The sequence below is a fragment of the Actinomyces israelii DSM 43320 genome (assembly GCF_000711965.1).
GTDB classification, from domain to species: Bacteria; Actinomycetota; Actinomycetes; order Actinomycetales; family Actinomycetaceae; genus Actinomyces; species Actinomyces israelii.
Genome location: NZ_JONS01000053.1, coordinates 1 through 20,111, shown reverse-complemented (window position 1 = coordinate 20,111; position 20,111 = coordinate 1). Strand labels below are relative to the sequence as shown.

Below are 20,111 nucleotides of genomic sequence, written 5' to 3'. Positions count from 1 at the left end.
TGGTGACCACATCCTCCAACCTCGGTGACCTGTTCCGGCGGGCCAGGACCGCCATCGACGACCTGGCCACCACCACCGAGCACGGCCCCGGCCTCCCTGGCCGGGCAGCCTGCCCTGGCCACCGCCGCAGCCGGCGGCACCAGAGGCGCCAGAGGCGCCAGCAGGAGCACGCACGGAGCGCGCGGCGGCCGAGGCACAGGAACCGGCCACAACAGCGGCACAGGCGGCGGTAAAGGCACCGGAGGCGGCAAAGGACACGGAGGCGCAGGCGACGGCGGCGCAGGAGGCACCGGACACGGGACCACCGGCGGGGACAAGACCCCCGACCCCGAGATGACCAGACGCTCCCAGGAAGCCCAGCAACGCGCACAAAACGCCAAGGATAGCTTACCAAAACGGGCAGAAATAAAGACAAGACGACTTCGTTAGACCATACCCAGTCTCTCAGCGGATGGGATCAAAATCGTCCAAAAGGTTTCCAGAAGCCCAATGTCGATGAGGTCCTCGCCAAGCAGGAGGAGATCGGCCACCCCGTCAAACGCGCCGGTGGGCTTGATCACGGAGAGCCGGGGCGTTATTATGCTTCGCACGCGGAGCGGCAGGAGTCGATCACGGCCAAGGAGCCGGCCATCGGCGTGTCCAAGGAAGTTTGTGATGACTGTCAGGGCTACTTCACCAGGCTCGCCCAGCACGAGGGAAGATGCTGGTACGTCACCGACCCGGACGGGACATGGATATTCTACCCCGACGGCACAGTAACAAAGTCATGATATCGCCGGAAAGGAATCAGTCGGCACTGTCTCCGCAAACCACTCAAACTGTACTGAAGGACAATGAAGGAGGATGCGTTTATGATAGACATGGAAGCAGTCAACCGTCGGGTCGAGGCCGGTCGTGCTGAACTTGCCGCCAGCGACAAGGCGATCCTGACCCTAGGAACCCGCAGGCGGATCTGGAAAGCAATGCTGGACCCCCAGGACGACGAAACGTCATACCGGCACCGGATCGAGCTGCAGTTGGCTTGCGTACGCCACGTCCAACACTTCTGGGACAGCGCCTTCCCAGGAGACAACCGGGTTGAGGAGATGCTCACCCTGGCACAGGAGCTCATCGACCAGCAGGCCGATCCAAAGCAATCACAGATTCGCGCAGAGAGTTTTCTTGTTCATGTACTCAACGAGACGACAGAGGCAGATTTTGCCGCAAAGACAGCCACCCTTGTTGCTGAAGGAGTCTCACATGCGGTGATTTCAGCATGCTATCGCAATCCTGATTACAATATTGCAGACGACGAAACGGATGACGATGAGTTGCTTCCAGACTCTTTGGACTCAAGTTACTGCTGCGCTGGAGCTGCGGCCCACGCCCTGAACTGGATGTCGATTGAGGAGACGGATGTGCCGGCTCGTCGGGCGTTCTGGACGTGGTACCTGGATGAGGCGATCCCGCAGGTGCTGGCCGGCTGACGCCCACAGGGGGAAGTGCCCGTAGGGATCACGGCTGGGGCGGCAGGGTTCCTGTGAGCACGGGCATCTGCCTGGATCCTTGAGCCGCCGTCGCATTGGGCTGGGCCGACCGCCGAGATGAGTACCGTTGGTGGTCGGGCTTCTCCGGGCGCGGCGCACGGAGGAGAATAGGGCCCATGATCAACATGGATGCAGTGAATCGAGAGATCGAGGCCGGGCGGGCTGAGCTGGCCGCCAGCGACAAGGCGATCCTGACCCTGGCGACCCGCAAGCAGATCTGGAAGACCATGCTGGACCCACAGGACGACGAGGCCTCATACCGACACCGGATCGAGCTGAAGATGACATGTGTGCGTCACGTGCAGCATCTCTGGGGCCGGGCCTTCCCCGGCGACGGCAGGGTCGAGGAGATGCTCACCCTCGCACAGGAACTCATCAACCAGCAGGTGGATGTGCGCCAAGCCGAACGACGTGCGAAGACTTTTGTGATGGACGTCTTCGATGAGGTGGATGACTACAACGTCATCACCCAGCCCGCGGTCTTCGTTGCCGATGCGGCCTCGCACACAGCAAGTTCAGCCTGTCATCGTAATCCCGACTACGATACTGTGGATGATGACGACACAGATGATGATGAGCTGCTTCCGGATTCTCTTGAGACCAGTTACAGCTGCTCGGGTGCTGCTGCTGGTGCGTTGAACTGGCAGCCGATTGAGAAGACCAACGTGCCGGCTCGTCGGGCGTTCTGGACGTGGTACCTGGATGAGGCGATCCCGCAGGTGCTGGCCAGCAGATCTACTGGTAGGAGCCTGACTGGTGCGGTTCTTTGCTGTCGAGTTCGTTCTTTCCGCCAAGGTGGCGGGACCAGACGTCAGCGTACCGCAGTTGGTCCTACCGCCTTATCCGTCGTCGTCAGCTGACGGAATCACCAGACCTGGGGGATCAGGAATCGGTGGCTCTGGTGACATATAAGTCGTTTCAACCGCATGCGAAGGTAACCGGGTTTGATGGCGAGCAGTGGATGACGTGGCCTGACTATATCGGCCTGGGGTGGAAAGTGACCCAGGAGCGCATGAAAGCGGACTGGAAGGGCATCTGGGACTACGCCCTGCCTCATGTGCGGGCCACGGAGGAGGAGGTGGCGCGCACCGAGGAGACCCTGGGCTTCCGCCTGCCGGAGTCCTACCGCGGTTTCCTGCTGGCCTCCAACGGCTGGCCGTGCTTCTACCAGGACATGACGATCTTCTCCACCGACGACCTTCTGGGTGGACCGTTGTACGATGCCGGGCGAATCCCCCTGGATCTGCCCGAGTGCGTGGAGTCCATGGCTATAGATGGTGTCGTAGCTGCCGACTACTTCACCGTGGCGGCCTCAGAGACCCAGAACGACGTGGCCCTTCTCGGGCGCCCCGGTACCCCCGCAGAAGGCGCCGTCGCATGGTGGGGAGGTGAGGTCATGGACCGGTACAAGGACTTCCTGGAGTACTACCTGTCCATGCTCGAGTACAACAAGCTTGACATTGAGGACATCCGGGAGAAGGACGGCCCGAAGCCCGACGGTGTAATCCACGCAGTTCTCGGCGACAACCCGTACGACGACGGCGTGATCATCCTCCCGCGCTCCGCCGCCGAAAGAACGTAATGCGCAGGCGGGACAGAGCTTACTGCTGCTGCGTCAGGTCTTGCCGTCACTAACCTGCTTGCGAGCTCTCTTGAGTTTTGCCTCGTTCTCGCCCACGGCGTGACCGGTTACCACGGAGCTCAGCCTGGCCTGCCGCCACTGCGACAGCCATTCGCGTACCGTCTCCTCGGCCCGCTCGACCATCTCCGCGGTAATACCAGGCCGACGCCACAGGCAGTGTACAGAATTGCCTCCGCCCTCAGTCCCCGCCGGCTTGCAGAGCGTCCGAGCGCTTCCTCCACCTGATGAGGATGCCCCGCTCCTCATCCGTCATGTCGACCTGCACGAGGCAATCCTCATGCGAGATTCTCCGCAAACACCAACCAGGAATCCCGCAGCAGCTGCCTCAGAATGCCATTTTGTTTAATTCCGGCCATATTGGACCATATATTATATTGTAGACAAGCCGCCCCGAGGGCGCGCATCGCAAGCACCGGCCCAACCCGCCGCGGATACCACCAACAGACCCTCCCCTCCGCGGGCACCGCCGTCGGCCTGCCACAATGAGCGCATGGTCGACCTCTCCGCCGTGTCCCCCGCCATCGCCCTGGGCCCCCTTGACGGCCGCTACCGCGCGGTGGCCGCCCCGCTCGTCAACCACCTGTCCGAGGCCGCCCTCAACCGGGCCCGCCTGCGGGTCGAGGTTGAGTGGCTCATCCACCTGACCGACCTCGGCGTCCTGCCTGGCGCGCCCGGGCTGAGCGACTCCGAGAAGGCCTACCTGCGCGGCGTCGTCGAGGGCTTCGGGGCCGAGGAGATCGCCGAGCTGGCCGAGATCGAGGCCGTCACCCGCCACGACGTCAAAGCCGTGGAGTACCTGCTCAAGCGCCGCCTGGACGCCGCCGCCCAGGCCCCCGGCGTCCGGGCCGCCGACGGCGCCCCCACCGTCCTGCCGGGCGTGGGCGAGATCGTCCACATCTTCTGCACCTCCGAGGACATCAACAACCTCGCCTACGCCCTGACCGTGCGCGCCGCCGTGCAGGAGATCTGGCTGCCGGCCGCCCGCGGGCTCGTGGCCGACCTGGCCGCACTCGCCCGCGGGCAGGCGGGCATCCCAATGCTCTCGCGCACCCACGGCCAGAGCGCCACGCCCACCACGCTCGGCAAGGAGCTCGCCGTCCTCGCCCACCGCCTGCGCCGCCAGGTGCGCCGCGTGGAGGGCGCCGAGTACCTGGGCAAGATCAACGGGGCGACCGGCACCTTCGGGGCGCACGTCGTGGCCGTGCCCGGGGTCGACTGGGAGGCGGTGGCCCGCGGCTTCGTGGAGCGCCTGGGGCTGACCTGGAACCCGCTGACCACCCAGATCGAGTCCCACGACTGGCAGGCCGAGCTCTACTCCGACATCGCCCGCTTCAACCGCATCGCCCACAACCTGGCCACCGACGCCTGGACCTACATCTCCTTGGGCTACTTCCGCCAGCGCCTGAGCGCCCAGGGCTCCACCGGCTCATCGACCATGCCGCACAAGGTCAACCCGATCCGCTTCGAGAACGGGGAGGCGAACCTGGAGATCTCCTGCGCCCTGCTGGACACGCTGGCGGCCACCCTGGTGACCTCGCGCCTCCAGCGGGACCTGACCGACTCCACCACGCAGCGCAATATCGGGGTGGCCCTGGGGCACTCGCTGCTGGCCATTGACAACATCCGCCGCGGCCTGGCCGGGCTCGACGTCGACCGGGCGCGCCTGGCCGAGGACCTCGACGCCGCCTGGGAGGTGCTGGGCGAGCCGGTGCAGCAGGCTATGCGGGCGGCCGCCGTGGCCGGGGCGAGGGGCATGGCCGACCCCTACGAGCGGCTCAGGGAGCTCACGCGTGGGCGGCGGATCACGCCGGAGGCCATGCGCGAGTTCATCTCCGGCCTGGGCATGCCCGACGACGTCGAGGGCCGGCTGCTGGCCCTGACCCCCGCGGCCTACACGGGGCTGGCCGAGCAGCTGGTCGCGCACCTGGACGACTGACGCGCGGCGCCCCACCTGCGTCGAGATAGACATTTTCGTATGAGGTAGACGGTGTCACCGTCTACCTCATACGAAAATGTCTATCTCGACGCCGGGGAGCAGGAGCAGCACAAGGCCGGCACACCCCGACGCGCCTTCAGCCCGCACCCAGCAGGTAGCGGGCGCACACCCCGGCGACGCACTCCTCAGCGGGGTTGACGCCGAAGCGGTTGGCGTCCATGTGCAGCACGTCCAGCGCCCGGCGCCCGCCGGGGCCCGCACCGATCCGGCGCACGGTGCGACCGGCGTCGTCGGCCAGCCGCCCGGTCAGCTCGTCGGCACGCGCCCATCCCGGCACCTCCTCCAGGCGGCACCCGAGCACCTGCCGCACCACAGCGCCGAGCGCGGCGCCGTCGCGCAGACGCTCGGGGAGCCGCGACCCCCACGTGCGCAGGTGGGCGCCCAGCAGCTCGGCCGGCGGCAGCACCCCGACGGCGGCCGCGTGCGCCAGGAAGCGGGCCGCCAGGGCGACCCTGGGCAGCGGGCGGGGCGCCGTCCACACCCGGTTGTCCAGGCACCAGCGGCTGGAGACGTCGAAGTGCCGCTCGGCCTCCTCCACTCCCGCCGGGCCGCCGTACTTGTCGTACTCGGGCCCGTACACCGAGCACGCCACGCCGGCCCGCCCGTCGGTGCCGCCGGCGGCGGTCATCGGGTCGGGGACGAGGCGCTCGAGCACGCGCACCCGCGCCCGTCGCGCGGTGGCGTCCAGGACGTCGAGGCGCTCGGAGAGCTCGTCCAGCGCATCCGGGTCGGCCTGCAGCCGCAGCCGCACGTGGTGACCGCGCAGGTCGATGAAGCGCAGGAAGTGCATGGAGAGGATCGGCCAGTCGGCGCGGGCCTCATCGACCCACCGCGCAATCCCGGGCAGCAGCGCATCCGTGTCGTCCCCGCCACCGCAGTAGATGCGCGCGTACAACCAGTCGACCTGCCGGTCCTCGGCTGCTCCTGGGCCAACCGCGGCGGCCGGGTGGTCCTCGGCCGGGCCCGGGCCTGTCGAAGCCCCGGTCTGCCCTGCGCCCAGGCCGCTCCCGCTCCCGGCCCCGGCAAGCCCCGCACCCGGGCCAACCGCGGCCGCCGTGGTCTCCGAACCGCCCGCCACACCCCCGGCAGTCGGTCCCCCGCCGACGTCGTCCCGCTCCCGCACCGCCGTCACCGCACGTCCCCCTCGCTCTTGGGCCACTGCACGCCAACCAGGTACTCCAGTACGGTCGGCTCACCGGCAGGCGTAGTACCCGCCAGCTCGTCCCTGGCCGGCAGCGCCTCGACCAGGCTCAGGTGCTCGGCGGCCGAGTCGATCCAGCCGCGCAGCGCCAGCAAGGACACCGGCGAGCGCAGGTCCACGTACCGAGGCTTGTGCTCGTCGGCGGTGGCGCCGGGCTCGGCCCGGGCGCCCAGGTGCTGGTGGACGTAGACCTCCGCCGGGATACCCCACTGCTCGCGCAGGTCCGCCACCCTCAGCAGGGTCGCCGCCAGGTCGCGGTCCAGCAGCCCGGTCACCTGACCGGCCGGGAAGGTCCAGGACTCCCGGCGGGTGACCAGACGCCCGTGGGTGACGCGCGGGGCGTGAACCGCCGCATCGGGCAGCGGGCCGGTCATCTCAAGACGACGGCTGTTCCAGTGGTCCGCCAGGGGCGCCAGGCGCGCCCACGGGTCGCTCAGCAGGACCAGCCAGGACAGGTACCCGCCGAGCCGGTACTGCGGAATGAGCCCGAGGTAGGCCAGCCCCACCGGCCCATGGGCGTCGGCCAGGAACAGCGTGTCGGTGCGCGGGTCGTGGGCGAGCCGCAGCGAGCTCAGGGCGACGGCGTCCGGCGCCGCGGGCTCGCCGGGCAGGCCGAGCGGGGTCAGGACGCCGCAGGAGGCGGCCTGAGCGGTGTTGCAGTCGGTGGCCGCCTGGATCTCCAGCACCCGCTCGACTCCCCAGGCGGCGCGGATCCCCTGCGCCAGACGCGCGCGGTAGCCGCGTCCCAGCAGCCGGTGGAAGCGGGCCTGAAGGGCGCCGTTGCCGTTGGTGAAGGCGTTGACCACCGTCAGGCCCTGGGAGGCCCGCGACGCCCCCGGCCCTGCGCCCGGCGCCCTGGAGGGTGCGCCCGGCGCTCCAAGGGCCGCGCTCGCCCCCGGGGCCCCCGGCCCGGCCCCGAGCGCCTCCGGGCCGCCGACCGGCTGAAGGTAGGCGCCCATGTGCCGCGGCGAGGCCGAGACGCCGCCGGGCATGGCCGCGCGCTCGGGGTCCGGCCCTGCGCTCATGTCCTGCGCAGCCGCGCCCAGCATCTCCGAGTCGCCGTCGGGGGCGTGCGCCAGGGCCATGACGAAGGCGAGCGGGTCCTCGCACACCCCGCCGCGCCCGTAGCGGGCGACGTACCGGCGCACCATGAGGTCGTAGATGTGGGAGCGGGTCACCCACGGGTCCACGAGACCGGCCAGGGTCTCGATGTCGTGGCGCAGGCCCGCTACCTCCATCGGGTCAGCCCACTGCCCCCGCGACTCGCAGTCCTCGTAGAGCAGGCCGCTCGGCCTTCCCCCCAGCTCGCCGTCGGGGAAGATGCGCCGTGCCAGCCGCTGGACGTCGGTGAGCAGCTCCGCCCGCCCCGGCCCGTCCTCGACCGCGACGATCCTCCCGAGCCGCTGCAGCCTTTCAAGGTCCTCGCCCCAGGCGCGCCGCTGCGCGTCCGACAGCGTGGCCGTCAGGGCGGGGAAGGGGTCCTCGCCGCGCGGCCACGGAGCGTGGGGGCGCACGGCCCCGGAGGCGAGCAGGCGGCGCAGGCGCAGGTGCGGCGCCCGCCCGCCCACGAGCCCGGCGGCCTCACTCACGCTCACCGGCGCCGCGTCGGACCGCCCGCCGGTCAACCGGTCATGGGCGACGGCGAGCCACCGGGCCGGCTGAACCTCCTCGCGCCGGAAGACCAGGCCGTCGGCGTAGTCGTGCTCGGCAACGACGGCGAGCGTCGGCTCCCCTTCCCCCTCGTCGGGGCCGACGACGTCCCTGACGGGGGCGGCCTCCAGGCGCAGGAGGCCGTCGGGATCGAGGTCGCGCGCCGTCGTGGAGAGGATCCCGTGGGCCAGGTGGAGCGCCACCGTGCAGCGGCGGCGTCCGCGAGCAGGCCTGCCGGCCTCGCTGACGGTGGTCAGGCCGGCGAAGGGGCTGGCCTTCAGGGCCGTGCGGGTCGCCAGGGAGTAGAGGGTCCGCAGCACGCGGGAGTCGTCGAGCCTGCGCCCGCGCCTGGTCAGCGCCGCCACCAGCGCCGGGGCGGCGATCGCCACGGCGCGCAGGTAGTCGGCGTCGTCGAGCCCGGCCGCCAGCACGGCACGGCTGCGGTCCAGGTCCGCGGTCACCGCCGCCTCCAGGCGCGCGTGCTCCGCGTGCCGCTGGGCGACCAGGTCGTCCCAGGCGGAGAGCATGGCGCCGACGTCGGCGGGCAGGCTCCCCCGCACCCGCGGCGTCAGGCCGCTGACGCGCCCCTGGAACACTCTGCGCTTGGCGTGCAGGACCGCCCGCCGCTCATCGCGCTCCAGGTCGGGGATGAGTCGGTACAGGGGGTCGAGCAGCCGGTCACCGGCCCGCGCCATGTCCTTCTCAAGGCGGCGCAGCCGGTCCAGGGCCCCGATGAGGGCGTCCTCGGGTGCGGGAACCGCCGACTCCGGCAGGCCGCCCAGGCGCGCGAGCGCGGGGAGCAGCGCGGCCGGCGCCGCCGTGGGGCCGGCCGACGCCGGAGCCACGGCGGGTCCGTCCTGCGCTGCCGTCGCCGGGCCGGGCGGGCCGGCCGTAGCCGCGAGTCCCGCCGGGGCGGGCGAGCGCCCGGGCGCGGCCGGGGCCGCCGCGGGGCCGGGCGGAGCCTGCCCGGTCGCACGGGCAGCCGCGGGGTCGGACGGGGGCGGCGCGGAGCCCGCCGAACCCGATATGGCGCTGCGGACCGCCGCAGAACCGGCCAGGCCGACTGGCGTCGGAGGCCCGGCCCACCCGGCCGCCTGAGCGCCGGCCCCGGAGTCGATGCGTGTCATGCGAGCACTCCTCTCACAATGCCCACCACCATGAAGCCCAGCCAGATGACGCCGAACACGGTGCCGACCACGCTCAGCAGCGCGCAGGCCAGGCCGTAGAGGAAGTATCCCCCGCGCGCGGCCAGCCGCATGCGGGCCAGCGCCGGGGGCAGCGGGGTGCGCGTGAGGGCGCAGCGCAGGACCAGCATGGAGCGCCCGCGCAGGTTGACCGAGCCGGTCAGGGCCTCGACCGTGGCCACGCCGTCGGACTGGGTGAGGGGGTTGAGGTTGGTGACGAGCATGGTGAGCTGGAAGGCGCACAGGGTCAGGGCCACCTGCCGCACGGTGCCCGTGGACGCCGCGGCCACCGCCGCCTCGACGCCGCACACGACGCCGTCGGAGCAGATGCCCGCGAAGGCGAGCATGGCGCGGCCGAGCTTCGAGCGCACCCGGTAGGAGTCGGTACGGTCCACGTAGGCGATCGGCAGCACCCAGAACATGAAGGCCACCCCCAGGCCGCGCACGGGGGTCCCCAGGTAGCCGGCCACGATCGCGTGCCAGGACTCGTGCCCGACAATGCTCACCAGCTGGATGGCGACCGCGATGAAGTAGACGGATACGGCCGGACGGGGGCCGCCGGACAGGTGGATGAGGCTCTCCACGCCTGCGGCGTAGCCGCCCGCCGCTGCGAGGACGAACAGCCAGCCGAGCGTGCGCGCCGGCAGGTGGTGGAGCGCCGCCGCCACGGGGGCGACCGCCCGGCGGTAGCTGCGGATCAGCATGAACCGCGGCAGCATCCAGTTGCCGCTCCAGCGGGGCGGGTGGATCTGCTCGTGCTTGCCGACGTGCGGGGGCGCGACGTGGCGGCCGTCGGCGCGCTTGCGGACGCGCTCCTGCGGCACGACCCGGGGAGGGGCGCCGCCCTCCAGGAGGCTCTTGGAGCGCAGGTACTCCACGAGGCGGGTGATGCGCTGCCTGCCGGCGTCGTCGATCTGCTGCGGGAGCTGGTCGATAATGGTGGGAAGCGAGCGCGACCCGTCGAACTGGTTGACGATGAAGGCGGCGGCCTTCCCGAGGCGGTGGTAGGCGCCGGACGTCGAGTCGAACAGCATCGGCTGGTCGTCCATCCCGACGATCAGCGTCACCCCTCGGCGCAGGCGCGGGACGTCGCCGCCCGGCGTCCTCGCCGGGCTCGTCGTCATGGTCATCGGGTCAGGACTCCCTCAAGTCGGTTCGCGGTGGCGTGGGCGGCGGCGGGCGGAGGGCATGGCGCCCCCGCCCGCCGTCGTGACGGCGTCAGCAGGACGACGTCGAGGCGCACGCGGCGCAGGACGGGCACGAGGAGCAGGCCGCGCAGGACGGGCACGACGAGCAGGCCGCGCAGGACGGGCACGACGCGCACGCACCGCAGAAGGCGCATCCCAGGGCGTTGCCCTCGGGGAGCTCCTCCACACCGAAGTCGCTGTCGGTGAGTGTGAGGTCGATGTTAGCCATATGCTGTTCACCTCCTTTCTGGTTCGTGTCACTGGTCAGGAGCGAGGCCCGTGGGCCTCATCGAGGGGTCCGGTCCTCTGCACGGACCGGGCCCCTCACCCCGCGGCGCGGGGCGTCTGTGGGGCCGCCGTCCGGCTCAGGGCGACGGCGCGGCGCGGGCCGGGGCGGCCGGGGCGGCTATGGTGACGGCGAGCATCTGGTGGCGGCTCACCCCGTCGGAGTCGAGCAGGTGGCGCACGGCCGAGGGCGACAGGCCCGCGAAGACGGTGCCGGTCAGGCCGCGGGCCGCGCTGCGCAGGTGCACCGAGTAGATGACGGCGGCGGCGCGCGCCATGGCGTGGCGGTAGCCGTGGGCGCCGGCCCACGCGTCGGCCTGGTCGAGGTCGGCGGCCACCGAGACGATGGCCCCGGCACGGGCGAACTCCTTCTGCACGGTCATGCCCTCGATCTCCTCCGGGCTCGGCGGGTCGCCCAGAAGATCGACGCCGTCGGGCCGCACCCGGTAGACGCCCGGGCGCCCGCCGCGAGGCCGCAGCAGCAGGACGAAGGGCTCCAGGGAGCCGACGCCGGCGTCCTCGCCCCAGTCCTCGGCGTCCTCGACCAGGGCGGCCCGTACGTCAGCCAGGAGAGGCGCGGCGTCCAGGGGCTCGGGCGCGTAGTCGGTGGTCGAGGAGCGCCGCTCGAAGGTCTGGCGCAGGTCGTGCGGGTAGCCGGGGGAACCGTGCGGGTGGGGCCCGCCCTCCCGCGGGTCGAGGGCGTCGGCGAGCTCGCAGGCCAGCGGCCGGCGCGGGCGCCGCGCGGCCAGGCCGTCGGAGGTCGGCGCGGCCTGCGGGTCCGAGAAGCCCTCGACGATCTCGCGCAGGATCGTGTAGTCAGTGCGCATGGCGACCTCCCGAGTCTCCCGAGCCTGCCGGGACCTGCGAGTCTCCCGGGGCCCCCAGGTCAACGACGGCGACGACCGGCTCGCGGCGCGGGTCGGCGCCGATGGCGGCGGCCAGCTCGCGCTCGTCCCAGCGGGCGCGGGCCCGCAGGGGCAGGCCCAGGCAGCGGGCGACGAGCCGGACCACCTCCAGGGAGCACCCGCAGTCCTGGACCGCGAGCCGCAGGCCGAAGGACATGTACTTCTTGGAGAGCTTGTCCACGTTGCCGGTCAGGACGAGCCGCGCCCCCGCGCCGTCGGGCACCGCGGGCGCCTCGGGCGGCGGCGCCACCTGGGCCAGGGCGTGGTCGCGCTCGATGTATGTGTAGACGCCCGGGGCGAGCGGCGCCGACGGGTCGGCTCCGGCGGCAGCATCGGCGCCGTCGGCGGAGCCGGCGGGCCTGGCAGCGGCGGTGGCCCCGGCGGGCCCGGCTCCGGCGGTCTCGGCGGAAGCCCCGGCTCCGGCGGCAAGCCCGGTGTCGGAGCCGACGCCGGCAGCGGCGGGGGCGCCGCCGGGCACGAGGACGTAGGCGGTGACCGAGCCGATATTGCCGCCGGCCGCCGTCCACCGGCGCAGCTTCGGGGCGTCGGCAGAGGGCTCCGCGCCCTGCGGCTGCGGGCGCAGCGGCTCGCGCACGCCGACCGCCAGGGCCAGCACGGTGGCGAGCTCGGCGAGCGTCGGCCGCCCGGCGGACAGGCCCGGGGCCGCGCCCTCCGCTGACGCGCCCGGATCGCCGACCCGGCCCGCGGCGCCGGCCGGTGCGCCCGCGCCGCCGTCGGACCCGTTCGAGCCCGGCATGGCGGCACTCGCCCCCTGCCCGGCCCCGACCGGCCACGGCCTCTCCAGGCGCTCCAGGTCGGCGTCCGGCAGCGGCGTGCGCGGGCATGTGGGCCAGTCGCGGAACTCGCGCTGAAGGCGCAGGTTGGAGGGCTTGTAGTGCTGCTGGTGCCCCTTGGAGTCCACGAAGGCGGCCGGCGGGATGGCCACGGCCTGCTCGTAGCGGGCCCCGACCGGGGCGGTGGGCGCGACCGGCACCGGCGGCTCGGCCGCCCCTGCAGAGCCGCCCGACTCGTGGCCACCGCCCGGCTCCTCGGCCCCGTCCAGCTCACGGGCCCCGTCCGGCGCCCCCGGCCGGCCCGCCACCGAGCAGACGGGGCAGCCCGGGCGGGTGGTCACCGGATGGTCGGTGTGAGTGAAGGTCTCCAGGTCGATGCGGCGGGAGTCGCCCGGCAGGTGAGTGGTGGTGGCGCGGGCGATGAGCGCGGCCACCGCCCGGGCCGCCAGGCCGACGGCGAGGTCGCGGCGGCTCGGCCCCGGCGTCGTCCCCGCTCCGGGCTCACCGGCGGTGGCGCACTCCAGGCAGGGCGAGAAGCTCGGGTCGATGTACGGGCCGACCGTCACCGCCTCGTGCTCGGCCCGCACCCGCAGCAGGGGGACGCCGAGGGCCCAGCAGCGCTCGGCCGCGCCGCGCGCCGCTCCGGAGCCGGCAGTCTCGACGACGACGGCGAGGGTGTCGCCCTCCTCGGCACCGGCCGCGCGGGCCCCCAGCGTGGGGTCCAGGGCCCCGACGAGCTCGCCGGCCAGGTCGGCGTCGCCCATCACCGCCACCCGGGCGGCCGACAGGCGGCGGACGGCGTCCTGCCAGGAGTCGTTGACGCCGGTGGAGTCGCCCAGGCGCGACAGCAGGCAGGCCAGCTCCGGGGCGGGCTGCGGGTCGGGAAGCGGATCGGTGTCGCCCTCCTCGACGATGCCGCCGGTCCACAGCAGGGAGACGGCCTCGAAGGCGCCGTTCGGGCCGATGCCCGTGGTCTCGCCGATCTGGTCGAGCGTGCGGCTGCCGTCGCAGGCCTCCAGCAGGGCGCCCAGGTGGTCGCGGGCGAAGGCCCCGCCCAGGACCTGGCTCTTGCGCCCGCCGTCGAGCACCCAGGTGTCGTCCTCGCGGCGCATGCGCACCCCGCGCCGGACCACGGGCCTGCGGGGGATGCGGAACTGGAGGTCCTGGCGGGCGGCGCGGCCCACGTCGGCGGCCCTCATCCCCTGGGCCGCGGGGGCCGCGGAGCCCGGCTCGGCGGCCTGGGCCGCGGCGCCGGCGGCGCGCGTACCGGTGTCGGTGGCCACTCAGATCACCCTCTCCGGCAGGAGCGCGGCGAGCGCGGGCACGCCGTCGCGCCGGGCCGCGTAGCGCCCGGAGCAGGTCCGGCAGCGGTCGGTGGCCACGGTCCGGGCCAGGGAGGTCAGGCCGGACACGAGGTCGACCGTCCACACCTGGCCGCCGAGCTCACTGTCGTTGTCGGCTCCGCCGCTCCCGGCCCCGGCCGCCGGGGCGGCCAGAGTACTCAGGGCGAGCGCCACCAGCCCGGCGGCGATGACCACGTGGTGGCGGGCGTAGCCCTGGGGCAGCGGCTCGACGTCGTCGGGAAGCGGGCGGTAGCCGTGCTGCCGGCGGCGCCTGGCGCAGCAGCTGTAGCAGGCCGTGCGGCCGGGCACGACCAGGGGCCCGCAGCGCAGCTCGGTGGGGGTCAGCTCCAGGCCCAGGGAGGGCACGGAGCGGGTGAAGGACACCTCGTCCAGGGCCTCGCGCAGGGCGGTCCGGTCGGCGTCGGCGACCATGACGAGCCGGTCGGCGTACGGGACCGAGGCGTAGACCAGGCCGTGATCGACGGGCAGGACGGCGTCCTGCGGCCCGGCGAGGCGCTCGACGACGGCGTGCCCGAAGCGCCCCTGCGGCAGGTAGGCCGTCACCGGCCGCTGCGCGGCGGTGCTGGCGGTGCTGGTGCTCATGTGGGTCTCCTGCGGGTGCGGGTCAGGCGAAGGGCTGGCGGACGGGGTTGATGCCGGCCTCGTCGTGGGCGGTCAGGCCCATGGCGCGGGGAGCGTCGTAGAGGCGGGGGGTGGCGAGGTAGCGGGCGTGGTGGCTGAAGGACAGGGGCACGGCCTCGGGGACGAGGGCCTTGACCACGTGCATCCCGACCTGGCGGGCCTCGTCGGTGGTGATATCGACGACGACGGCCTCCGACCCGGCCCGCTCCAGCGCGGAGACGACCCGGGCCAGCGGGTCGGCGGCCGATCCGGCGGACGGCCCGCGGGTGCTGCGGAGCTCGGAGCGGCCGACGTCGGCCAGCCGGCGCGCGGGCCGGGGGCCCTCCAGGAGGAAGTCGAAGACGTGGCGCATGGAGGGGGCGGCGTCGGCCAGGGCGCCGCCGACCACCGTCATGTCCTGGCCGGTGACCTCCTTGGCTCGCGGGCTGCGGGCGTGGCTGCGCAAGGCGATGCGCAGCGAGACGAGCTCGCGGTGGATCTTGGCCAGGGCCCGCTGCGGGTCGAGGTCGCAGGTGGCCGCCACCACCTGGGCCAGCTCGGTGTCGACCTCGGAGGTCTGGACGGCGTAGAGGATCGGGATGCCGTAGTCGGTGGTGGCGTCGCGCAGGTGGACCGTCAGCTCGGTGGAGGTGCCGACCCGGTGGTACTCGGCGGCCTCGGGGTCGAGGTCGGCGGGATCCACCACGACCTCGGGCAGGCGCAGCCTCTGCAACCAGGTCAGGGCGATGGCGTCGCGCTCGACGACCTCCAGCAGGCCGCCGAGGACGGCCTCGCGCAGGTCGGAGTGGGCGGCCGTGCCGGTGGAGACCATGTTGATGAAGCGCTCCGACGGGCTGCGCACCGGGAACTTGAGGTAGACCAGGACGGCCGGCACGAAGACCTCGCGGCCCCGGGTCAGGGACCAGCCCCGCACCCAGCGCAGCGGGATCCTGGGGTCGGAGGGGATGAGCCCGCACTGCGGGTCGGCCAGCTCCGTGGGCGAGCATGCGGGCCAGCGCTCCGGTCCGATGGCGGCGTCGCCGAGGCCGGCCGGGGTGTCCCAGATCAGCTCCTCGGCCTCCCACGAGCAGGAGGAGTAGCGCTCCAGGGACTCCACGATCGCGATGTGCCTGGCGAGGTCGGCGTCGATGGCACCGCCGGCACCGTCGATGTTGCCGGACTCGACCCGGTGGTTCCAGGTGGTCTGCGAGCGCAGCGGCGCGGAGAGGTCGCCGAGGAAGCCGGTCCAGATCGAGAAGGCCGGCTCCCCAGGGGCCTGGGCCAGCTCCGCGGTGCGGGAGACCAGGCCGACCGGCGACTCAAGAGACGCCGCACGGGCCAGCGAAGGAGCGATTGGCTCCTTGAGCGCGGATCGGTACACGGATCGGCCTTCCGAGATGAGAACAGGGCAAGCGCATCGTCAGGGACGCGCTGTTGTTGGGAAGAGTTTGCACCGGCGTCGCGGACGTGCAAACCGGTCATCGGGATACTGTGGCGTCTCTTTTCGGAGGGGCGCGCACCGTCCGGTTGAAGGCCTCGCTCATTCCTTCGACGCACCCCGGAAGGAAGAATGTCGGATACGCCCGAACCTATGAGTTCAACCACGGGCTTGAGGTGGCACCTATAAGACCGGCGCTTCGAGCGCGTCTGCAACGACGTCGGGCCGATCGAGGCCGGGCACGACACCCGGTGGCACCACCCAATCCACACCCGCTCAACACCGTCAAGCCGTAGTGCTCAGATGCTCTGAATCGTAATATTATCGTTACCTCCCAGACGCCGCGGACGCCTGCGACCGCGGCTCGTGCCGGTTACCTCACGAGGAGACGTATGAGTCCCCTGACTTCCCTTGGTCCCGAACGCATCGGCGTCGCTCTCCTCGACGACGACGCGATGGCGCTGTCCTGTCTGGAGTCCTACTTCGCCCAGGCGGAGGACATCCGGATCCTGCTCGCAACCCGTCGGGCAGACCAGCTGCTGAAGTTCCTCGAGTCGAACCGGGTGGACATCTTCATCACCGACATCCACATGGAGACCATGGACGGCGCGCAGATAGCGCGGGAGGTGCTGCGGGTCTCCCCCAGCACCGGCGTCATCCTGCTGACCACCGTCGACACCGACGACAGCCTCATCACGGGCCTGAGCGCGGGCGCCAGCGGCTTCCTGCTCAAGAGCACGCCCGCCGAGGAGATCCTCTCTGCGGTCCGCACCGTGCACTCCGGGGCGAAGGTCGTCGCCCCGATGTCGACCGCGCGCCTGATCGACTACGTGCTGGCCTCCGCACACGCCGAGGACGGCAGCGTCGCCCTGTCCAACCGGGAGCGCGACGTCCTCCACATGCTGTGCGAGGGTGCCTCCAACCGGAGGATCGCCTCGCAGCTGTCCATCTCCGAGGCCACGGTCAAGTCGCACGTCTCCGTGCTGTTCACCAAGACGAAAACGCGGTCCCGCCTCGAGATCGTCGTGTGGGCCTTCAGGCACGGCTACGCCCCCGCCCTCAGGTGCGCGCCCTCCGGCCGGGCCCCCACCCCGTAGGTGCGGCGCGCAGGCGTCCAGTGACAGCGCATCGATCTCCGCTACCGCCCCACCCTGTAAGTGCGGCGCGCGGGCGCCCCCGGGCGTCGGCCCTCCGGGGCGGGGCTCGGGTCCGGCGGATCACTGTAGCCGTGGCGCGCCCGGGTGTCGGCCCGATTCCAGGTCCGCCCGGGCCCCGCCACCCCGCCCCCCCCTTACCGAGATCGGTCCAGTTCCGCGCCGAGATCAGTTCACTTCCGGCTCGAGATCGGTCCAGAGAGCTCGGCGGGCGCCCACCGCCGAGCCTCCATCAGCCCTCCAACGCCGCCTCGGGTTCGCCCGGTGCGCCATCCGCCCCACCGGCGCACGGTCCCACCGGCACACCACTCGCCAAGAAGCAGGGGAAGCACCCGCCTCCGCCACCTGCCCCCGTTGAGGGTCTTTCGATACGGCGGCGACCGGTGGACAATGGATTCGGAAGCGTCCCGCCCCTACTCCGAGTGAGGGCGTGACTCCCGTTCGTGAACAGCGTCCAGCCAGGAAGGCGCCATGAGTGACCAAATGGTCCTGCAGACTCAGCAGTGACTGAATCGCACATACCGCAATAAAACCGGATTCAACCCCATCAAGGAGGACGGGGAGACCGGACGGGGCACCATCCACGCCCTGACCCGCGCGCTTCAGATAGATAGAACTGGGCATCACCGCGACGGCGGACAACTTCGGCCCTGGCACCCAGTCGCGCTTTCAGTCCCGCTGGCCGTCCGGAATCCAGCAGCAGAAGCAGGGGGATAAGACTACCTCAAATGTATACGGCATTATACAAGGAGCGTTGTGGTGCAAGGGGTACTCCACAGGGAGCAGTATCACCACTCATTTCTATGCCGGTACGGGTAATGCGATCCGCGACCTCAAGGCGGACATGGGCATCGGCGGCGACTCCACCGTCACCGTAGATATCATGAGAGCCCTCCTGTCTATGGATCAGTTCGTGCTGCTAGCGCGTTACGGCGGCATTCAGAGCATTCGGGATACCCAGCAGAAGCTCAACCGGGAATACCGCGCATACGTGGGGATCATCCCGACGGACGGCCTGTACGGACGGGAGATGAACACGGCACTCATTAAAACCCTGCAGGCAATCGAGGGATATAGTCCGGACAAGGCCACAGGTAATTTCGGCACCGGCACCCGATCCAAGCTCGTGGAGATCGACGCCGCGAACGCCCCCACCTACCCGAAGTGGGTGTGGCTCGCCTCAGTCCTGCTCGTCTGCAACGGATACCCCGTCCAGATCACCCAGGACTGGCACGGGGCGACCGACGCCGGCCTCGATCAGTTCCAGAAAGACTACGCCCTCCCTCGCAACGGTAAGATCGACCCGACCACGTGGATGAGCCTGATGACGTCAAAAGGAGATCCGGATCGCCCCTGTGACGCGTGCGACACCCGTTTCGAGGTCACCAGTGAGCTCCTCGCGCACCTGAAGACGAGTAAGTACCAGATCGTGGGACGCTATCTCACCGAGCCGGATCAAGCGTCGAAACAGCCCGGGGACTATTTCAAGGCGATTCGTCCCGGCGAGCTCGAGCGCATCACCGGGGGAGGACTGAAATATTTTCCGATCTTCCAGGAGAACTCTCGCCAGCTGTCCGACTTCACGTTCGAGAATGGAGCGCGCCACGCCCGCGAGGCCCAGGCGGCCGCGCACCGTCTGAGAATCCCGCCGACGGTGATCTACTTCGCCGTCGACATGGACGTATACGAGTACCAGATAGACCAGGTCATCGAGCCGTACTTCAGAGCGATCAAGGAGAACCTGGGCGGCGGCTACGGGGTGGGAGTATACGCCTCGCGTAATACCTGCAGCAAGATCGCGAAACACGGGCACACCATATCGAGCTTCGTCTCAGACATGTCATCCGGGTTCTCGGGAAACCTAGGCTACCCGATCCCCGCCAACTGGAACTACGACCAGTTCGCCGAGATCAGCAACTACGCAGGAAAATGGGATCTTGACCGCGTCGCCCACGCAGGTCGAGTTGCGGCCTGCAGCAGCGTTCTGTCCTCATCATCGGCAACACCTTATCCGGACCCCGACCCCGCGAAACCGGAGGAGGATCCTCTGCTTGCGTGGTCGAAGAAGACGGAGCGCGAGTGCCTGGAGAGCCTGGGCAAGGCATCACACCCCATAAGGGCCTGCCGAGGATCCATCGGCGAATTCATTCTCGAGTGGCTCAGGAAGCCCGAGTACTGGGGAGACAAGTACGGCGGTCTTTGGCGCCTTTACACCCCGGAGATTCCCAGTCCCTCAGAGCTTGAGTCAGCACGACAGATATGCAATGGCGTCTGCAAGAAGCAGCCGGCGATCAAGGGACTGATTCCGAATCGCGATATCGCGCACATGGCGGCCACGGCGGTGGGCTGCCTGGAGTGGGGCATCGAGGAGGACAACAAAGAGTACGGGCTGGGGGACCTGGGAGGCTGGCCGCTCGACCTACTGCAAATCTGGGGCGCATATGAGCGAGAGGACGACAGCTCCGACCTTGCCGCCTGGCTTGAGAAGCATCTCGGAAGCATGCACGAAGGAAAAGGATTCGGATACAAGGACGTGCTCGCCGATGCGGACGCCTGGCTTATCGCCAGAAATATGATACACAATCCCTCAAGCAACGCACTGACGAATGCGATGCGCGACGTGTTCAAGCAGAGCGAGACCCATCGTATCGGACGCTTCTACCGTGAGCGCTTCGGGTCACGCGCAGACAATGTCGTGACAGCCTTTAAGAAGGTTGCCGACGGCATCGACGCCTTGGGACTCAAAAAAATATTGGCTGCACCCTGAAAAACTCTTAGACGCAGCGCACGCGAAGCGCCTCCCCTCCGAGCAGGAGGCAGAGGTGCTCGCGCGCGCCTATGCAGCATTCCTCTCACTGCCGCACCGATAGCATTCACGCCGAGGAGGCGGGGCGGGACCCGAACAAGAAGCCGGGTCCCGCCCCGCAGGTCGTCAGGGGATCGGGTTGTAGTACACCTGACTCATGACGCTTAGTGTGCCGGGGGTGGGGTGCTCAGGGCGGTGAGGATGTCGTTAGCGGCGTCGGTCAGACGCGGTGCGGCTGCGAGGTGGTGGCCGTTGAGGTTGATGGTGACCTCCTGCAGGCTGCGTAGCTCGCGCACGATCCTGGCGATGCTGATCCCGGTGGCGTCCTGGAGGTAGCGGGCTACGGCCAGGGCGGCCATCACCACGGTCAGGTGCGCCT

Annotated in this window: 14 protein-coding genes and 2 pseudogenes; 7 read left to right on the top strand and 9 right to left on the bottom strand. The window is 70.6% G+C overall.

Annotation, left to right across the window (positions count from 1 at the left end; translation table 11 throughout):
* Window positions 1-500: 500 nt before the first annotated feature.
* The 5 genes and pseudogenes from O145_RS20030 to purB form a co-directional block, all read left to right on the top strand.
* Window positions 501-770: pseudogene (locus tag O145_RS20030) on the top strand (hypothetical protein); the annotation flags it as partial.
* An 81-nt stretch (window positions 771-851) separates the two neighbouring features.
* A complete protein-coding gene (locus tag O145_RS13460) occupies window positions 852-1,466 on the top strand; it encodes an Imm5 family immunity protein (protein WP_169740364.1) in 615 nt (204 codons plus the stop codon).
* A 176-nt stretch (window positions 1,467-1,642) separates the two neighbouring features.
* A complete protein-coding gene (locus tag O145_RS13455; protein WP_169740363.1) occupies window positions 1,643-2,386 on the top strand; it encodes an Imm5 family immunity protein in 744 nt (247 codons plus the stop codon).
* A gap of 101 nt (window positions 2,387-2,487) precedes the next feature.
* Window positions 2,488-3,108 carry an SMI1/KNR4 family protein gene (locus O145_RS13450; protein ID WP_052375177.1) on the top strand — a complete coding sequence of 207 codons (621 nt, stop codon included), beginning with the start codon at window positions 2,488-2,490 and terminating at the stop codon, window positions 3,106-3,108.
* Window positions 3,109-3,658: 550 nt separating this feature from the next.
* Window positions 3,659-5,104: an adenylosuccinate lyase gene (purB, locus tag O145_RS13445; RefSeq protein ID WP_043563874.1), complete on the top strand. Its 1,446-nt coding sequence runs from the start codon at window positions 3,659-3,661 to the stop codon at window positions 5,102-5,104.
* Window positions 5,105-5,240: 136 nt separating this feature from the next.
* Here the strand turns inward: purB and O145_RS13440 are convergent, their stop codons facing one another.
* From O145_RS13440 to O145_RS13405, 8 genes are all read right to left on the bottom strand, one after another.
* On the bottom strand, window positions 5,241-6,059 hold the full coding sequence (locus O145_RS13440) for a lantibiotic dehydratase C-terminal domain-containing protein (RefSeq protein ID WP_043563872.1): 819 nt from the start codon (window positions 6,057-6,059) through the stop codon (window positions 5,241-5,243).
* A 233-nt stretch (window positions 6,060-6,292) separates the two neighbouring features.
* On the bottom strand, window positions 6,293-9,142 hold the full coding sequence (locus O145_RS13435; protein ID WP_229118577.1) for a lantibiotic dehydratase family protein: 2,850 nt from the start codon (window positions 9,140-9,142) through the stop codon (window positions 6,293-6,295).
* Window positions 9,139-10,329: a PqqD family protein gene (locus O145_RS13430; RefSeq protein ID WP_229118576.1), complete on the bottom strand. Its 1,191-nt coding sequence runs from the start codon at window positions 10,327-10,329 to the stop codon at window positions 9,139-9,141. Before O145_RS13430 ends, O145_RS13435 begins: the two co-directional genes overlap by 4 nt.
* Complete coding sequence (locus O145_RS18365) at window positions 10,326-10,541, bottom strand: hypothetical protein (protein WP_043563870.1); 216 nt, start codon at window positions 10,539-10,541, stop codon at window positions 10,326-10,328. Before O145_RS18365 ends, O145_RS13430 begins: the two co-directional genes overlap by 4 nt.
* 210 nt (window positions 10,542-10,751) lie before the next feature.
* On the bottom strand, window positions 10,752-11,498 hold the full coding sequence (locus O145_RS13420) for a hypothetical protein (RefSeq protein WP_043563868.1): 747 nt from the start codon (window positions 11,496-11,498) through the stop codon (window positions 10,752-10,754).
* The gene (locus O145_RS13415) at window positions 11,488-13,569 is read right to left on the bottom strand and encodes a TOMM precursor leader peptide-binding protein (protein ID WP_043563877.1); all 2,082 of its coding nucleotides are present in this window, start codon (window positions 13,567-13,569) and stop codon (window positions 11,488-11,490) included. Before O145_RS13415 ends, O145_RS13420 begins: the two co-directional genes overlap by 11 nt.
* A gap of 84 nt (window positions 13,570-13,653) precedes the next feature.
* Window positions 13,654-14,316, bottom strand: coding sequence for a TOMM precursor leader peptide-binding protein (locus O145_RS13410; protein ID WP_052375173.1), 663 nt, complete (start codon window positions 14,314-14,316; stop codon window positions 13,654-13,656).
* Window positions 14,317-14,338: 22 nt separating this feature from the next.
* A complete protein-coding gene (locus O145_RS13405) occupies window positions 14,339-15,715 on the bottom strand; it encodes a YcaO-like family protein (RefSeq protein WP_043563867.1) in 1,377 nt (458 codons plus the stop codon).
* A gap of 449 nt (window positions 15,716-16,164) precedes the next feature.
* Between O145_RS13405 and O145_RS13400 the strand changes: the two genes are divergently transcribed.
* Window positions 16,165-16,869, top strand: a complete 705-nt coding sequence (locus tag O145_RS13400) for a response regulator (RefSeq protein WP_043563865.1) — start codon at window positions 16,165-16,167, stop codon at window positions 16,867-16,869.
* Window positions 16,870-17,770: 901 nt separating this feature from the next.
* Complete coding sequence (locus O145_RS13395) at window positions 17,771-19,693, top strand: glycoside hydrolase domain-containing protein (RefSeq protein ID WP_273167566.1); 1,923 nt, start codon at window positions 17,771-17,773, stop codon at window positions 19,691-19,693.
* A 203-nt stretch (window positions 19,694-19,896) separates the two neighbouring features.
* On the opposite strand, the pseudogene O145_RS18715 reads toward O145_RS13395, so the two are convergent.
* Window positions 19,897-20,111, bottom strand: a pseudogene (locus tag O145_RS18715) (IS1634 family transposase); the annotation flags it as partial.

What these genes read in the sequence shown, in the direction of transcription:
- O145_RS13460 (WP_169740364.1), top strand. Translation starts at nt 852, where the DNA reads ATGATAGACATGGAAGCAGTCAACCGTCGGGTCGAGGCCGGTCGTGCT.
- O145_RS13455 (WP_169740363.1), top strand. Translation starts at nt 1,643, where the DNA reads ATGATCAACATGGATGCAGTGAATCGAGAGATCGAGGCCGGGCGGGCT.
- O145_RS13435 (WP_229118577.1), bottom strand. Translation starts at nt 9,142, where the DNA reads ATGACACGCATCGACTCCGGGGCCGGCGCTCAGGCGGCCGGGTGGGCC.
- O145_RS13450 (WP_052375177.1), top strand. Translation starts at nt 2,488, where the DNA reads ATGACGTGGCCTGACTATATCGGCCTGGGGTGGAAAGTGACCCAGGAG.
- purB (WP_043563874.1), top strand. Translation starts at nt 3,659, where the DNA reads ATGGTCGACCTCTCCGCCGTGTCCCCCGCCATCGCCCTGGGCCCCCTT.
- O145_RS13420 (WP_043563868.1), bottom strand. Translation starts at nt 11,498, where the DNA reads ATGCGCACTGACTACACGATCCTGCGCGAGATCGTCGAGGGCTTCTCG.
- O145_RS13415 (WP_043563877.1), bottom strand. Translation starts at nt 13,569, where the DNA reads ATGAGGGCCGCCGACGTGGGCCGCGCCGCCCGCCAGGACCTCCAGTTC.
- O145_RS13395 (WP_273167566.1), top strand. Translation starts at nt 17,771, where the DNA reads ATGGGCATCGGCGGCGACTCCACCGTCACCGTAGATATCATGAGAGCC.
- O145_RS18365 (WP_043563870.1), bottom strand. Translation starts at nt 10,541, where the DNA reads ATGCGCCTTCTGCGGTGCGTGCGCGTCGTGCCCGTCCTGCGCGGCCTG.
- O145_RS13410 (WP_052375173.1), bottom strand. Translation starts at nt 14,316, where the DNA reads ATGAGCACCAGCACCGCCAGCACCGCCGCGCAGCGGCCGGTGACGGCC.
- O145_RS13400 (WP_043563865.1), top strand. Translation starts at nt 16,165, where the DNA reads ATGAGTCCCCTGACTTCCCTTGGTCCCGAACGCATCGGCGTCGCTCTC.
- O145_RS13430 (WP_229118576.1), bottom strand. Translation starts at nt 10,329, where the DNA reads ATGACCATGACGACGAGCCCGGCGAGGACGCCGGGCGGCGACGTCCCG.